We start from the raw sequence: 19,283 nt of genomic DNA on the forward strand, positions 1-19,283 counted from the left end.
TTAGCCAGCAACAAGTGATTTGATAATGCAAAATGCCAGCTCAGATGATGCCACATTTATCATGTTAATACATCTTGTTAAATCCAACTTATAGTGTACCACTGATTACAAACGATGAGATCCACGCCGGATACCCGCATCCTTATTGCCGGTACCAGCTGCCAATGACTTGATATTTACCCTGAATAGAATGGATACATGCATCCCGCATCGTATGCAAATACGTATTCCCATTACTATAAAGGCCCCCATAGCGTAAACCATGTTAATACCAGACATTTTATGAGTAAACCCAATCTCCTCCCGACACTGACAGCGTTATTGATCGCACAGAAAAATAACCTGGATAAAGGCATCACCTTTATTTCCGCGGCCAACAAGGAAGATTATTTGTCCTATCAACACTTATATAATAATGCATTGTCAATACTGGGATATTTACAACACAAAGGTGTAAAACCCGGCGATGAAGTAGTATTGCAGTTGCAGGATAATAAAACATTCATTCAATACTTTTGGGCCTGCATCCTAGGTGGTATCATCCCCGTACCCGTCGCAGTAACCTACCAGGGAGAAAATGCACAAAAACTACACCGCATATGGCAACTCCTTCACCATCCATACCTGCTTACCAACAAAGAAGCATTCGGCAAACTGAATGATAAAAGTACCGCCGCTTCCTCCCTCGCCAATCGCACCATCTACGTGGAAGAGGCAGGGAATAATATAGGTGACGGCGTGATACATCATGCCGGATCCTCCGATATCGCTTTCCTCCAGTTCTCCTCCGGCTCCACCGGCAATCCTAAAGGAGTCGTACTGAAACATAGTAACCTCATCGCCAATATCACCTCCGCACTCCCCACCCATACCTGCGAAGAAGACCGCCGCCTCAGCTGGATGCCACTCACCCACGACCTGGGCCTGATCTTCTTTCACCTATACCCGCTAGCCATCGGCGCCCAACACTTCCTGATGCCTACCGACCTGTTCATCCGCCACCCACTGCTCTGGCTTCAGAAGGTGTCAGAGCATAAAGCCACCATCACCGGATCACCCAACTTTGGGTATAAATATTACCTCAATCAGTTCTCTCCCGAAAAAGTAGAAGGCCTGGACCTTTCCTCCTTACAGATCATCATCAACGGAGCCGAACCTATTGCCGGTACCCTCTGCCGTAACTTCCTCCACACACTATCCCGTTACGGCCTCAGCGCCTCCGCCATGTGCCCCGCCTACGGTCTGGCCGAAAGTACCCTCATCGTTACCTTTGCCCCGGCAGACAGCACCGTCGAAAGCCTCTTCGTGAAAAGAGAAGCCCTCACCGTCGGCCGCTACATCACCGAACCGGGTATGATAGAACAGGCAAAGACACCGGAAAATATGGAGATCGTCAACGCCGGTAAGATCATCGCTGACACCACCCTCAGGATCACCGATGACCAGGGCAATATCCTCTCCGATGGGGGAGTAGGCATCATATGGGTCGGAGGCCCCAGCGTAACATCACAGTATTATAACAACGAAACCGCCACCAACGCCGTCATTGAAAATGGCTGGCTCAACACTGGCGATACCGGATTTATGTGGAACGACGCACTCTATATCGTCGGCCGTGTAAAAGATATCATCATCGTCAATGGCCTTAACGTATACCCGCACGACATCGAACAAACCGCAGAAGCCATAGAAGGAATAGAAACCGGCAAAGTACTGGCCTGCGGCGTACCCAACGAAGACGAATCCTCCGAATCCATCGTCGTATTCGTATTATTCAAACTGTCCATAGAGAAATTTGTTCCCATCGCCCGGCAAGTCAAACGCCTCATCGCCGAACAACTGGGTCTTGACGTGAAACATGTCCTGCCCACACGTAAGATCGCTAAAACCACCAGCGGAAAAGTAAAACGTTACCTCTTCTCAGAAGAATACCGCAATGGCATATACAACGAAATTATCCGCACCATCGATGCCATAGAGGAACAGGAATGGCAGATAGCACAAACGGCAGTCACACAACAACAGCGGGTACGTCCCCACCAAACCATCATCCGCGCCTGGCTCGAAACCTGGCTGCAACAAAAACTCAGGATCACCGCCGCCGTATTATCACCGGTTAAGACCTTCCGAGAATATGGCATCACCTCTCTGCAGGCCGTCGCCCTCGCACAAGATCTGGAACACTTCCTGCAACAACCCGTAGACAATACCGTCGTATACAACTACCCTAACATACAGCTACTGTCCCTCCACCTGGCAGGAGAGGAGCAGCCAGCTAACACAACCCCTCATCCGCTTAGCACCAGTACAGACGATGACAAGGTAGCCATTATCGGTATCGGCTGCCGCTTCCCTGGTAACGTCAACACCCCGGACGACTTCTGGCGCCTGCTCATCGAACAGCGCAACGCCATCACCGATATTCCCGAAGATCGCTGGAACATCCCCGGATACTTCGATAGCACACCGGGAACACGGGGGAAAATGTATACCCGCCAAGGTGGATTCCTATCCGGTGTCGACCAGTTCGATCCGCTCTTCTTCGGTATCTCCCCCAAAGAAGCCGAAGCCATGGACCCGCAACAACGCCTGCTCCTGGAAGTATGCTGGGAAGCATTGGAACATGCAGGGCTCCAGCCCGCCTCCCTCAGAGGCAGCGACAGCGGCGTCTTCATCGGCATGGGGGCAGATGACTATGGACAAATCATCCGCGAAAACCAGGACGTCACCTGGTTCGAAGATGCCTTCACCGGCTTGGGCACCGAACGTAGCATCGCCGCCGGTAGGATCGCCTACCTGCTCGACCTCCACGGCCCGGCCATACAGCTGGATACCGCCTGCTCTTCTTCATTGGTAGCCGTACACCAGGCTTGCCAAAGCCTCCTGTACGATGGCTGCTCAATGGCACTGGCAGGTGGCGTCAACCTCATGCTGTCCCCCGATGGCACCGTCAAACTATGCCAGATGAATGCATTGTCGCCCACCGACACATGTAAAACCTTCGATGATAGCGCCGATGGTTATGTCCGTAGCGAAGGTGCCGCTGTGATCGTATTGAAAAAACTGGAAAATGCTATCGCAGATGGTAATAACATACTGGCCGTCATCAGCGGTGCCGCCGTCAACCATGATGGCCTCAGCAATGGCATCTCCGCACCCAATGGCGTCGCCCAGCAACAGCTGATCAACAAAGCATTACATCGCGCTGGCATCAATGCAGCCAACGTGCAATATGTAGAAACACATGGCACCGGCACCCGCCTCGGCGACCCCGTAGAAGTACAGGCACTGAATGCCGTCTATGGCAATAACCGCCATGCCGGACAGCCGTTGCTGTTAGGTGCCGTCAAAAGTAATATAGGCCATCTCGAAGCCGCCGCAGGGATAGCTGGTCTCATCAAAGCCGTCCTCTGTCTGCAACACCAGCAGATACCGGCCACCATCCATCAGCACACGCCTAATCGCTTTATCCCCTGGAAAGACATGCCCGTACAGGTAGTCGATCGCCTCACACCCTGGAATGCCGGCAACAACATCCGCCGCGCCGCCGTCAGCGCATTCGGCCTCAGCGGCACCAACGCGCATGTCATCCTGGAAGAAGCACCGCCAACCGCCACTAACGTCATCACAACGTCTTACAAACCGTCCTATCCGCTGGTCCTATCCGCTAAAGACAGCAAAGCGCTGAAAGCACTGGCCCAACGCTATAGCTCCCACCTGCAGCAAAATGATTTGCCGCTGCCTGACCTGGCTGCCAATATGGTCTTCACCAGGGAAAGCCATACCCATCGCCTCGCCATCGCCGCAGAAAGCATCCCCGCACTCCGCCAGGCCTTGCAACAGTTCGGCGATGACCAGCTCTCTAGGGATATCATTTATGGAGTACATAATGCCGGCATCCCTAAACTGGCCTGGCTATTCACCGGACAAGGGTCCCAATACTGGGAAATGGGAAAAGAACTATATGCACATAACGCCGTGTTCAAACAGGTCATCGACCATTGCGATGCCTACCTGCAAAAACAGTGGGATATCTCCTTGCTGGATCTACTCTACCAGCACGACAAAACCACCGGCAATGCCCGCCTCCGCGAAACCCGCTACACACAACCCGCCCTCTATGCCATCGGCTGCGCCCTGGCAGATACCTGGCGCTCCTGGGGTATCACCCCGTCCGTCGTCGCCGGACATAGCGTAGGCGAATTCGCTGCAGCATACACCGCCGGCGTCTTCTCCCTCCATGATGGCCTCCGCCTCATCACCGCCAGAGCCGCCCTCATGCATGCCATCGAACAACCTGGTAGCATGGCCATGGCATTCGGCCCCGAAGACATCGTCAACAACATCATACAGCCCTTCGGAAACGCACTGGCCATCGCAGCCGTCAATGGCCCTAACCTCATCGTCATATCAGGACAAAAAGCCGCCGTAGCCGAAGCGCTGACCGCTCTCAAACAAGCTGGCATCGGCAGCCGCGAACTGGCAGTATCACATGCCTTCCACTCCCCATTGATGGAACCCATGATACCAGCCTTCCGCGAAGTCGCCGCCAACATCCGCTTCCATACCCCCCAACTGCCACTGGTGTCCAATGTCACCGGCGATAGCGGCCACACAGCAGTCACCACCGTCGACTACTGGTGCCGTCATATCCTCGCACCCGTACAGTTCTCTAAAAGCATACAGGCCATCAGGAACCTCAACATCGATAGCTTCCTCGAATTAGGACCGCAACCTAACCTGCTCTCCATGGCCCAGCTGACAGCCCCCTTCGAAGAGGGCACCGCCCTGCCCAGCATGCGCGAAGGCCAGTCCGACTGGTCCACCATGCTACAGGCACTGATGGCCCTATATGTCAAAGGCGCCCCAGTCAACTGGCAATCGTTCTTTGAAGATAGACCGTATCGCCACCTGACCTTACCTGCATATCCATTCCAACGCCAGCGATACTGGATCAGCACCAGCGAAAAACAAACACCGGTAACCGCTGCCTGTAACATCGCAACAACAGCACAACCAGTAGCAACACCGGCCGCAGCATCATCTGCACCGGCTGCCGCTAACACCACGACAACAACAACAGCCACGACAACAACAACAGCGCAGCCTGTACGTACCGTCATCATCAACAGCCTGGTCGATGTGCTCGCCCGCCTCCTCAAGATAGACCCGGCCAACATCAACGTACAAACGCCATTCCTCGCCCAGGGCGCCGACTCGCTCATACTGGCTAGTGTCGTACGCAAAGTAGAACAGGAATATGGCCTGACATTCTCCATGCGATTGCTGTTCGAAGAACTGACAACCGTTGCCCTCATGGCAGACTATATCATCACACATGCCGAACGCCTCCCACACCCGGAACCCGTAACACCGGTAGTGCCGGTGCCACCACCAGCGCCACCTACCGTAGCCGATACCACACCGGTACAACCACCACCAGCCATCGTTACGCCGGCACCAACAGCGCCCGTAGCATTCAATAACGGGCAGCCGTCAACGCCACCGGCAGATGCCTTCCAGCTGCTGCAAAGTCATCTTAACATCATCGCACAACAATTCCAACTGCTGACACTCCAGCTGCAAAATGTGCAGCAAACGACAGCAATACCGACAGCTACGCCATTACCAACACAACAACAGCCAACCGCAGCAATACCAACACCGGCGACCCTGTCAACACAACAGCAACAACTGACAGTGCCGCCAGCACAACAACAACAACCCGTACAGCAGATAAATACATCCCGGCCAACAGGTCATACCCTCCACAAAAAACAGGCAGCGATCTTCCCTAAGATCGAAACCAAACGTGGAGAAAATGACCTCACCCCACAACAACAGGCATACCTGGAGGCCTTCATACAGCGGTATACAATAAAGACTGCGACCTCTAAAGCACTGACAGGCAAATACCGGCCCGTACTGGCAGACTTCCGGTCAGCAGCAGGATTCCGCTTCCAAACCAAAGACCTGGTATATCCCATCATGGCAACCGCCTCACAGGGGGCTCGTATCACCGACGTTGATGGCAATGAATATATAGACCTGACAATGGGATTCGGCGTCAACCTGCTGGGCCATCGCCCCGAAGTGATCACTTCGGCAGTATACCGCCAGCTGGAAAAAGGATACCAGCTTGGCCCGCAAAATCCCATGGCAGGAGAAGTCGCCACCCGCATCGCCGCCCTCACCGGCATGGACAGGATCAGCTTCCATAACTCAGGAACAGAAGCCGTCATGTCCGCCATGCGCATCGCACGCGCCCTCACCGGCAAACATAAGATCGCCATCTTCCAGGGCTCCTACCATGGCTATTTCGATGGCACCCTGGCCATCGCAGAAGATATGGAGAGTAGCAATCATGGCGTACCGATCGCACCGGGTATCATCGATAACATGATCGCCGATGTACTAGTGTTCGACTACCTCAACCCAAACGCCGCCGAACAGATACGTGCCCATGCACACGAGCTGGCAGCTGTACTAGTAGAACCCGTACAGAGCCGCCGCCCCGGATACCAGCCTAAAGCCTTGCTGCAAGCCCTGAGGGCAATGACCACACAGGAAAATATACTCCTCATATTCGATGAAATGATCACCGGCTTCCGCGTCCACCCGGGTGGCGCACAAGCCCATTTCGGCGTCAACGCCGACATCGTAACCTATGGCAAAATCATCGGTGGTGGTTTCCCCATCGGCATAGTAGCTGGCAGAGATTGGTGTATGCGCGCCGTCGATGGCGGCATATGGGAATATGATGATGATTCCTATCCGGCCGCAGAAACAACCTTCCTCGCTGGCACATTCTGTAAACATCCGGTAAGCATGGCCGCCTCCCTCGCCATGCTCACAGAACTCGAACATCGTGGTCCCGCCCTTCAGCAAGAACTGAACACCCGCACCACCAGACTCGTCAACAGGCTCTCTACCTTGTTTGAACAACACCAGCTGCCGGTTAAAATTCAACACTTCAGCTCCCAGTTCTTTTTCACCACCACCAGCAACATGGACCTGCTGTTCTATCACCTCGTCGCAAATGGTATCTACATATGGGAGGGAAGAAGCTGCTTCCTCTCCGCCGCACATACCGCAGAGGACATAGCCACGATCGAACAGGCATTCGTAGACAGCATCGCCGCCTTACAACAGGGTGGATTCATACCCGGAGGTGGACCGTCGCCAGTCAACATCCCCCCAAGGGAACATATAGTGGAAGAACAGCTGCTCGCTAAAATAGGCGCCTCCCATATTCCACAGCAGATACCATTGTCGTTCAATCAGGAACGCCTCTGGTTCATCGACCAGCTGGAAGGAAGCATTCAATACAACATCCCCCTGGCATTGCGCCTCAACGGCCAGGTCAATAAACACATACTGTCATATACCCTCCGTAAGATCATCAGCCGCCACGAAATACTACGCACCGTCATCCTCACCGATGAAGGCGCACCTTATCAGTACCTCACCGATGGCAGCCAATGGCAACTTACGATCACAGACGAACCGCATCTGCGCAACGATGCCTCCGTACTCGAACAATACGTATCCGACAGAATATACGCGCCTTTCGATATGTCGAAAGACTGCATGCTGAGAGCCGAACTGATCACCGTCTCCCCGGCAACACATATCCTCATCCTGGCCTTCCATCATATCGTATTCGACGACTGGTCCGCCAGGGTATTCTTCGAGGAGCTGATCAACACCTACAACGCATATACCAATGGCACAACCGCAGCCCTACCCATATTGGAAGTCCAATACAAAGACTACGCAGTATGGCAACGCCGGCAACAGCAAGGTCCCGCATTGACCACTCAGCTGGCCCACTGGCAGCAGCAACTGGCCAATAGCATCCCGCTGCTGCTCCCGACCGACTTCGAACGAAAACCAGTACGTGCTATCAAAGGGGCGCTCACCCAATACACCGCCGACAAATCCGTTAGCCATCACATACATCAGCTGAGCCGCTCCCAGGGCGTTACCCTATTCACCACCTTGCTCGCCGCTTTTAAAGTGTTGATGGCCCGCTACAGCAGACTGGAAGATATCAGTGTCGCCTGCCCCGTAGCAGGTCGCACCCAGCCAGAGCTGGAACCGCTCATGGGCTTTTTTGCTAACACCCTGATACTAAGGTCCGATCTCAGCAGCAACCCTTCCTTCTCTCAGCTGCTCAAACAGGTAAGTACCACCGTCATCAACGCACATGAATACCAGGACCTCCCCTTCAATAAATTGATGGATGCCGTCATGCCCGAACGCCAACCGGGCGATAACCCCTTCCTGCATGTCATGTTCACCGTAGAACGCCTGCCTGAAGAAACCGACCTCCGGCTGGGTACAGCCGCCGTCACCTACGAACCGGTGATACGCCAGACCAGCATCGCCGACATCACCTGGGCCGTAGAAGATCGCCCCGAAGGCATCAGCATACGCGTAGAATACGCCACAGACCTATTCCTCGAAACCACCATCCGACGCATGATGCAGCAGTACATCACATTGCTGCTGGCAGCCGCACACAACCCGGCACTACCCGTATACCAACTGCCACTGCTGAACGAAAATGAAAAACAGCAACTCGTCCATACTTTCAACACAACCACGCATACCTACCCGGCACAACGATCACTGGTAGATCTCTTCGAGGAGAGGGTAACAGCACATCCGGATGCCATAGCCGTAGTCGCCGGTCAGCAGGTGCTCACCTATCGCGCCCTCGATGAAAAGGCCAACCAGGTCGCTCACTGCCTACAGGATAATGGCGTCTTACCAGGCCACCGCATCGGCCTCCTCGCACATCGAAGCCCCGACATGCTCATCGCCATTTGGGGCGTCCTCAAATGCGGCGCCGCCTATGTACCCTTCCACACCGGCTATCCCGCCGCCCGCATGCAGAGCATGATCGAAGATGCCGGCATCAGCAAAGTACTCTATACAGATGCCGCCCTCCTCAGGACCTCCGGCATCGATACAACCGTTACATTACACATAACAGCCGCACAGTCCTATAGTACCGCCCCCTTACACGCTACTATCGACGGCCAGACTGTCGCCAACGTAATGTACACATCCGGTACCACCGGCCGCCCCAAAGGCATCGCCGTCACACACCGGAATATCGTCAAACTGGCATTCGAACCGGGCCCCATCGCTATCCAACCAACAGATCGCGTACTCCAATGGTCCAATTACTCTTTCGATGGCGCCACCTACGATATCTTCTGCTCCTTGCTCAATGGCGCCGCCCTGCAACTGACCACAGACGATGTAGCAGCAGATGCAACACAACTGGCAAACACATTCCGCGAGGCTGGTATTACCGTCTGCTTCATAACCACCGCCTTGTTCAATAACTTCGTAGACACCGATATTACCGCACTGTTACCCCTGCGGAAAATATTATTCGGTGGCGAGAAAGTATCCATCCCTCACGTACAAAAAGCACTTCACACAATAGGTGCCGGCAAGCTGGTACACGTATATGGCCCTACGGAAACAACCGTATACGCCACCTCCTACGCCGTCGACTACATACACGATACCGCCCTCACCATCCCTATAGGCAAGCCGCTGGCCAATACCCGCGCATTGATACTGGATGCAAAACAACAGGTAGTACCCATAGGGGTAGATGGGGAACTGTATATCGGGGGAGATGGCGTAACTACAGGATATGTAAACAATACCGCCCTGACAGCAGAAAGGTTTGTAACACTCCCGCAACAACTTGGGCATTGGTATAAGACAGGAGACATTGCCCGCTGGCTACCAGATGGCAATATCAGCTACTCCGGCCGTACCGACGATCAGGTCAAAATAAGAGGCTATCGCATAGAACCGGCCGAAATAGAACGCATCATATCCCAACTACCTGATATAGCCGCCTGCTGTGTAGTCGTAAAACAAAAAGCATCAGCAGAAAAGGTATTGTCTGCCTACTACGTTCCTGCCAGCGAAACAAAAGAAATAGCAGATACACACATCCGTCAGCAACTTCAGACACTACTGCCCGATTACATGATACCGGCAGAGCTGACAGCACTCTCCGCATTACCCCTCACCGCCAATGGTAAAGTAGATCGGCAGTCCTTAAGCAAACAACAGATCACCATCACATCATCCACTGTTGAATACCAGCCGCCCGCGCCGGGCATAGCCAGTCAACTGGCCACCATCTGGCAGCAACTGCTGGAAGTACCGCGCATCGGCAGCCACGATAACTTCTTCCGCCTCGGTGGCCACTCCCTGCTGGCTACCAGGGTAGTATCCGCCGTCAGGAAACAACTCAACATAGAACTCGCCGTCCGCGACCTATTTGATCATCCCACTATAGCACAATTAGCCGCCCGCCTGCAACAGCAACAACGGAGCGTACAACCGGAGATCACCGCCGCGCAACGCCCGTCCTTCATCCCGCTGTCCTACAGCCAGGAACGCCTCTGGTTCATCGATCAGCTCGAAGGAAGCGTACAGTATCATATGCCGGCCGCCTTTCAGCTCTCAGGTAAGTTGAATAAAACAGCCCTCGCCGATGCACTGCGTACCATCGTCAACCGCCATGAAGTACTCCGCACCGTCTTCCTCCAGGAAGGAACAACCGTTAGGCAACATATACTCCGTCCGGATCAATGGCAGCTGCAACAGGTAGATGGAAGAACGTTCCCCGATAACAAAACACTACAAACCTACATAGACCAGCTGATCAAAGTCCCCTTTGACTTATCCGCAGATCATATGTTACGCGTACACCTGCTCGCATTGGGAACAGATACACACATACTCGTTCTCTGCATGCATCATATCGCCGCAGATGGCTGGTCACTGTCCGTCATGATCAAAGAACTGCTCGATCTCTACAACACCTATGATACACAGGGTACCTCCTCACTGACGCCGCTGCCCGTGCAATATGCCGACTTCGCCATCTGGCAACGGCAACAGCTATCCGGAGAAAGAGGAGCAAAGCAACTGGCCTACTGGAAACAACAACTGGCCGATGTGTCCGTACTACAACTACCGTCAGATTACGAACGGCCGGCACTCTCCAGCACCCGGGGCGACCTCGTCTCCTTTCATATCGGTGCCGCGCTCACAGCACAACTGCATACATTGGCCCACCAGCAGGATTGTACCTTGTACATGCTGCTGCTGGCCGCATTCAAAGTATTACTGTATCGCTACAGCGGACAGGAAGATATCACCGTCGGTAGCGGTATCGCCGGCAGAATGCAGGCAGAAACAGAAACGTTGATAGGGTTTTTCGTCAACACCCTCGTCATGCGTAGCCAGGTGCAGGGAGAGCTGCCCTTCAGCGACTTCCTGGCCCGCGTACGTACCACCACCCTCGATGCATACGAACACCAGGAAGTGCCGTTTGAGAAGATAGTAGAGGCCGTCGCCGGCGTCCGCGATACCGGCAGAAACCCCCTATTCCGCGTGATGTTCACATTGCAGAACGTCCCCGCCATACCGGCCTTGCAACTCGGAGAGGTGACCCTCAAAAGCACCCCCATCCCGCATACGACCAGCTTGTTCGATCTGTTCTGGTCCATCAGCGAACATAACGACGACACCGCCATAGCAATAGAATACAGCACCGACCTGTTCACCGAACGTACCATCCGCAACATGATGGCACACTACATCACATTGCTGCAACACATCGTACAGCATCCCATGGCACGTATCTTTACGCTGGAGCTCCTGGACAAAACACAACAACAACAGATCATCACGGTTTTCAACAATACCACCGCACCATATCCCGATATGTCATCTATTGTGGCACTATGGGAAGAACAGGTACAGCGTACTCCCGATGCCGTTGCCTTGGTATTCCAGGAACAGTCATTAACCTACCGCGTGCTGGAAGAACAGTCAACTGTACTCGCCCGATACCTGGTACAAAATGGCGTACAACAGCGCCATCTCGTACCGCTATGCGTAGATCGCTCCCCTTCACTGATAGTCAGCATACTGGCTATCCTAAAAGCAGGCGCAGCATACGTACCCGTCGATCCGGGTTATCCTGTTCAACGCATCCGCCACATCCTGGAAGATACCACCGCTCCGCTTGTGCTCACCAGTCACACTAACGTGGATATACTACATGCCGCAGCGCCGGACCTCCGGCGCTTGCTGGTCGATGAGCCGCACATAGCAGATAGCCCCCTGCCGCCCCTTCCCATAACAGAAGATATCGCATACGTAATGTATACCTCCGGCTCCACCGGCACTCCCAAAGGAGTACTGGTATCCCATCGCAACGTAGTAAGCCTGGTGAAAGCAGCATCCTTCACAGCACTCACCCCACAACAGGTAGTGCTCTCCACCGGCGCCGTATCCTTTGATGCCACCACCTTCGAATATTGGGGCGCATTGCTCAACGGTGGCACACTCGTCATCTGCCCGGAAAAACACCTGCTCGACAACTCCTTACTAAGACACGAGATCAGCCGCAATAACATCAATACCATGTGGATCACCGCCAGCTGGTTCAACCAACTGGTAGATGATGACATACATATCTTCCGTGGCCTCACCGACATACTGGTAGGAGGGGAGCAGCTATCCACAACACATGTACAGCAATTCCTGTCCGCCTACCCGGACATACGCCTCACTAACGGATACGGACCCACAGAAAATACCACCTTCTCCACCTCCTGGCACATTCGCCATGTTACCCCTGGTAAGAGCATACCCATAGGCCGTCCCTTACACAATAGGCAGGCATATGTACTCGATCAGCAACAACAGCTATGTCCCGTAGGTATCACCGGCGAATTATATGTAGGAGGTGCAGGTGTAGCAAAAGGATATCTCAACCAACCTGCTCTCACCGCAGAAAAATTTATACAACATCCCCAACTGGGCCGGCTCTATCGCACAGGCGACAAAACACGCTGGCTACCCGATGGCTCCCTCGAATTCCTGGGAAGGATAGATGAACAGGTCAAAATAAGAGGATACCGCATAGAACCGGGAGAAATAGAAACCGCCTTACAAACACTCAGCGAAGTAGCCAACGCCTGCGTAGTAGTCAAACAAGCTACACCGGCCGACAAAAAACTGGCGGCTTACTACGTACCGGCCCCGGCAGCATTGGCAGCAAAAGAAGAACAACTATACCAACACCAGGTAGCCAACTGGCAGGAACTATATAAAGCAGCATTCACGAAAAATGAAACCACAACTGCCGCCGATCCCGAATTCGATATCACCGGCTGGAACGATAGCTTCACCGGCAATCCCATCCCGGCAGATCAAATGCGCGAATGGCTGCAGGATATCACCTCCACGATCCTGTCACTACAGCCGCGCAACGTCATGGAGATAGGCTGCGGCACCGGATTGATCTACTTCCAGCTCGCCAGCCACATCGACCGGTATATCGGGGCCGACTTCTCTCCGGTATCTACCGCACAGCTGCAACAACACATCGACAAAAAACAACGCAACTATCCCCATACCACCCTACAGGTACGCCCCGCCCATGAAGTGACACGAGAAGATAACGGGACCATAGACCTGGTGATCCTCAATTCCATCATACAGTATTTCCCTGGCAGCAAATACCTCGCAAAAGTCATCAGCAACAGCATCCGCATGCTGAAAGGAAAAGGACATATCGTGATCGGAGATGTACGCGACCTTCGCCTGCTCTCCGCCTTCAAACGCCGCCTGGCAATACAGCAACTGCCAGCACACACTGCCGTAAAAGACTTTGTATGGCAGACAGACCAGGACGTACTGAAAGAAGAAGAACTCTGCCTGTCACCGGCATTTTTCTACCAACTGCAACATATACATCCTGAGATCAGCCATGTAGCCATCCACTGGAAACAGGCCAGCAATCACAACGAACTGAGCTTGTATCGATACACCGTAGTGTTGTACATAGGAGAGGCCCCCGGTATCTTGTCGCCGGAATGGCAGCAATGGCAGGGCGCAGATAGTTTCATACAAGCACAGGCACAGCTACAGGCACAACAGCCACTCATCGCCTGGAAAGGAGTGCCTAACCCGCGCCTGTGGAAAGAACGCCGGCTGCAAACCTCCTTGCTGGATAAAAAAGTACAACAGCTGCGCGACCTGACAACAGCCGTCAATACACAGGACGAAGAAAGTATGCGCATCACACAACTACTGAAATACGTCACAGATCAGGGCTATCAATATCGCTTCCTCGTAGCAGCCGACCCGCTGGAAGTAGATCTCCTGATCGAAAAAGTACCTTACCCCGGTGCCATTCAGCCGGCCAGCATACCTGCACTAACAGGAAGTATCGCCAATAATCCCCTCTTCTCCGACAGCAACGGCATACTGGAACAAGATATCCGCCAACAGCTGTCCGCAAGACTGCCGGAATATATGGTACCGGCCACATTTACCGCCGTAGCATACATCCCGCTTACCAACAACGGAAAGGCAGATCGCCGATTCCTGACCCAATGGCAGGATGTCCACGGAAGACAACATACTGCATATAAAGCGCCGGCAACACCGCTGGAAACACAACTGGCAGCCATATGGCAAAGACTCCTGGGCATACAACAAATCAGCATACAAGATAATTTCTTCGCCCTCGGCGGACATTCACTACTCGCCACCCGCGTCGTAGCCGCCGTCAGAAAAGAATGCGCCCTGGAACTCACCGTCAAAGACTTCTTCGTATACCCAACCATCCAACAGCTGGCAGCATACCTCGAAGGCCATCACGGAAATGCAGCACTTCCTGCTATCACCATCGCCGAACGCCCACCGCAAATACCGCTCTCATTCGGACAAGAACGCCTCTGGTTCATCGATCGCCTTCAGGGTAGCATACAATATCACATGCCTTCCATACTCCGATTGGAAGGAAAACTACACCTCCCCGCACTCACAGCCGCATTGCAGACCATCGTCAACAGGCATGAAGCACTACGTACCATCATCAAAGTGAATGATACCACCGGCGAAGGTTATCAGTATATCCTCGACAAAGATGCCTGGCAACTCCGGCACATCACCACACCACCTCCGGCAGCAGACACCGATGCACTGCACACATATATCGCCTCGCTGATCGCACAGCCATTCCAGCTCTCCGCCGATCATATGTTACGCGCACACCTGCTCTCCTGGAATGAGACAACTCATATGCTCGTTCTGACCATCCACCACATCTCCTCCGATGGCTGGTCCATTGGCAACCTCGTACATGAACTCACCGTATTGTATCATGCATATGCCACCGGCAACGAAAACCCGCTGAAACCACTGCCACTCCAATACGCAGATTATGCCCTCTGGCAGCGTAAATATGTAAGCGATGAACTGCTGCGTACACAACTGACTTACTGGAAACAGCAACTCGATGGCATAGAAGACCTGCAACTTCCCACCGACTTCGAACGCCCGGCCATACAAAGCATAAAAGGCGCCGCCGCCTCCTGCCTCATAGATGCCCCCCTGACAGCACAGCTGCAAACATTGTCACAACAACAGGGCACTACCTTGTACATGACCTTACTGGCTGCATTTAAGATACTCCTGCATCGCTACAGTGGCCAGGAAGATATCGCTGTAGGTAGCGGTGTAGCAGGTCGTACACAGGAAGAAACAGAAGACATGATAGGCTTTTTCGTTAATACCCTGGTCATGCGCAGCCGCCTGCACGCACATCGCTCTTTTACCGATTTCCTCCAGCAGGTCAAAACAACGGCCCTCAACGCTTTCATGCACCAGGATGTGCCTTTCGAAAAAGTGGTGGAAACCGTCGGCGGCCAACGCGATCTCAGCCGAAACCCCCTGTTTCAGGTAGTCTTCCTCCTGCAAAACACTCCGCCAGCACCGGCAACAGACCTCGCAGGAGTAACACTCTCAGAAGAACGATCCCGCCACCAGACCAGCTTGTTCGATATCAGCTGCTTCGTCACACCCAAAGGAGCCGCTTTACAGATAGATGTGGAATACTGCACCGACCTGTTCAACGCAACAACCATCCAAAGATGGATGACAGCTTATCAACACCTGCTACAAGCCATAGTAACCGTGCCACACCAGGAAATAGGTGCCCTGCGTATGCTCGGCACCGTAGAACAGACACAACTGCTGCAATTCAATAAGATAAAACCATACCCGGCCGTCCAACAGGGACATACCATCGTGGAGCGTTTCCTCCGGCAGGTACAACAAACACCTGACAGCGATGCCGTACGCTTCGATGATCAGGTACTTACCTATCAGCAACTGGACGAACAGTCCGATCAGGTCGCACAGGCCCTCCTGCATGCAGGCGTCACACCAGACACACTCGTGCCGGTGCTCATCGATCGCTCCCCTCAACTGATCGTCGCCATCATCGGTATATTGAAAGCCGGCGCCGCCTTCGTACCAGTCGATACTACCTATCCGGCAGAACGGATCGCCTTTATATTGGAAGATACCGCCGCGCAGTACATACTCACCGATCAGCAGCAGCAGCCAGTCACAGCTGCCCATCCCCAAGCCAGGTACATCACGATAGAAGATACCAGGACAATGCCGCTGACGAAACCAACATACCGCGTCTCCCCGCAGCAACTGGCCTACCTGATCTATACATCCGGCTCCACCGGCAAGCCCAAAGGCGTGATGATCGAACATGCCGGCGTAGTGAACCTCGCCCTCAGTATGCAGGATACATTACGACTGCAACCAGGCATGCGTACCTTACAGTTCGCTTCCATAGGCTTCGATGCCGCCTGCTTCGAAATATTCAATACCCTCCTCAGCGGTGGCACATTGATAATGGCAGACAAAGACACCTTACTATCCGGTGCCTCCCTGGAAGCATTGCTGGTAACACAACAGGTCACATTGGCCGTACTGCCGCCTTCCTATCTGCAGGCCATGAAAGACACATTGGGTGGATTGCAAACCATCGTATCCGCAGGTGAACCGCTCCCCCGCAGCCTGGCCAATTACATCCGGGATAAAGGCATACGCCTCATTAACGCGTATGGCCCCACGGAAGGAACCGTCTGCGCCTCCCTCACCGATACACCGGTAACCGCCGATGGCGCCGTAGTAATAGGTACCCCCGTAGCCAACGTCCCCCTGTACGTCCTGGATACCGCCCACAACCTGGTGCCGCTGGGTGGAGTAGGAGAACTGTGCATCGGTGGCATACAGGTCGCCCGCGGATACCTCAACAGACCAGACCTCACCGCAGATCGCTTTATCAACAACCCCTTCGGCAATCACGGCGACCGGCTGTATAAAACAGGCGACCTCGTACGCTGGCGCGAAGATGGTAATCTCATATACCTGGGCAGAAAAGATGAACAGGTAAAAATAAGAGGACATCGGGTAGAACTGGGAGAGATCGAACATGCAGTCAGCAATATCGAACAGGTAGCCGCCTGCTGCGTAGTACGCAAACAACAGGATGTCCACAGCCGCCTCGTATGTTACTTTGTAGCCGAACAACATCTCACAACAACAGTAGCAGCCCTCGAAGATACCCTGCGGACACGCTTGCTGACACAACTGCCCGAATACATGGTGCCGGCAGACTTTATCGCCTTGTCATCCTTGCCCGTCACCAGCAGCGGTAAAATAGATCGTAAACAACTACAACAGCTGGAAGATACCTCCCGCCGCTCCGCCGGCCATTACCAGGTGCCTTCTACCGTCGTAGAACGCCACCTCGCCACCATCTGGCAGGAACTACTGGGCATACCGCGCATAGGCGTCGACGATAACTTCTTCGAACTAGGAGGTGACTCCATCATCACCATCCAGGTCGTAAACCGCGCCAAACACTACGGATACGTCCTGCAACCCCGCCAGCTGTTCACCCACCAGACCATCGCCGCCCTCGCCGCACTACTGGAAGAACAACAATACCACCTCGTACAGGGAGAACAAGGCATCCTCACCGGCACCGCCGGCCTGCTGCCCGTACAGCAATGGTACCTCGAAGATGATAGCAACGCCTCCGATCACTTCATCCAAAACGTACCCGTCGAGATCAATAAAGCCATCACCCCGGAAATATTACAAACTGCCATCAACGCATTGACGAACTACCACGATAGCCTACGATTCGCCTACCGCCGCATAAAGGGGCAATGGCAACAAACATATGGCACTGACAATGGTAGGGTAGTAGTGACAGACCTCCGGGACACGCCTGCCGCTGATCTCCCCCAGGCAATAACTACACACGAAGATGCCTGCAAACATAGCCTGCATATGCAGGAAGGACAGCTGGTATGTGCCGCACTGTCCCTCATGCCCGACACCGTAGCGTCCAATAGGTTACTGCTCATCATCCATCACCTGGGAATAGATGTCGTGTCCTGGAGGATCATACTCGATGACCTCGATCGCATCTTACAGGCACTGCAGTCCCATCAGGTCATCACCTTCCCGCCCAAAGGCAGCTCATACCGCGAATGGTATCAAACATTGGAACAATATGGTCAAAGCGCCCGCCTCCTGTCGCAACGCCCGTACTGGTACCAGGCCATGCAGCAATACACCCCGCTATACGTAGACAAACAACACGACGGACTGGTGAAGATCAGCGACATGACCGCCCATCGCGTAAAACTGGACGTTACCCTCACCAGGCAACTACTCCAGGAACTGTCGCCAGCCTATCAGACAGATGCAAAAGATATCCTCCTGACGGCCCTCGCTCTCACCCTCAGCGAATGGATGCAGACAACTAAAGTATCCGTCGGCTTCGAAAAACATGGCCGCGAAGATCTCGATACCGCAATAGATATCAGCCACACCACCGGCTGGTTCACCACCTTGTCACCCGTCCTCCTTGATACCAGCACCGCCGCAGACAAAGGCTCCTTGATCACCAGCATCAAAACCAGCTTGCAACAGGTCCCCGACAAAGGCATCGGATTCGGCGTACTGAAGTACATCAACAAAGACCAGGCCCTGCAAGGCAAAGACCCCTGGGATGTCATCTTCAACTTCCATGGACAGACCGACAACATAAGCAGTCACCACCAATGGATCACCCTCACCGATAATACATCAGAACTTAACCTGATAGGCGACTATACCATGCGTTTCCTGCTCTTCGTAGATAGCGCAGTAGCAGATAATGAACTGCTCGTAGACTGGCTGTATAGCACCCATCACTATAACGCAGCAACGATCGCCGCACTCGGAGAGGCGTATATCCGCCATCTGCATGAACTGATCGCACATTGCTTGAAAAGGATCAGCGAAAGACAACAACTGTTCCTCGCCTGATCCATGCTTGTTTAACTAAATAGTAT

General features: G+C 53.6%; 1 protein-coding gene. It reads left to right on the plus strand.

Annotated elements, in window-relative coordinates; translation table 11 throughout:
- The first annotated feature begins 282 nt into the window (after positions 1-282).
- Positions 283-19,257 (plus strand): non-ribosomal peptide synthetase/type I polyketide synthase, encoded by an 18,975-nt coding sequence (locus KTO58_RS05940; protein ID WP_225860082.1) that lies wholly within the window; start codon positions 283-285, stop codon positions 19,255-19,257.
- Positions 19,258-19,283: the final 26 nt, after the last annotated feature.

The organism is Chitinophaga pendula, from assembly GCF_020386615.1.
In the GTDB taxonomy this organism is placed as follows: domain Bacteria; phylum Bacteroidota; class Bacteroidia; order Chitinophagales; family Chitinophagaceae; genus Chitinophaga; species Chitinophaga pendula.

Excerpts from the sequence above, each read along its gene's own strand:
- KTO58_RS05940 (WP_225860082.1), top strand. The coding sequence starts at position 283 with ATGAGTAAACCCAATCTCCTCCCGACACTGACAGCGTTATTGATCGCA.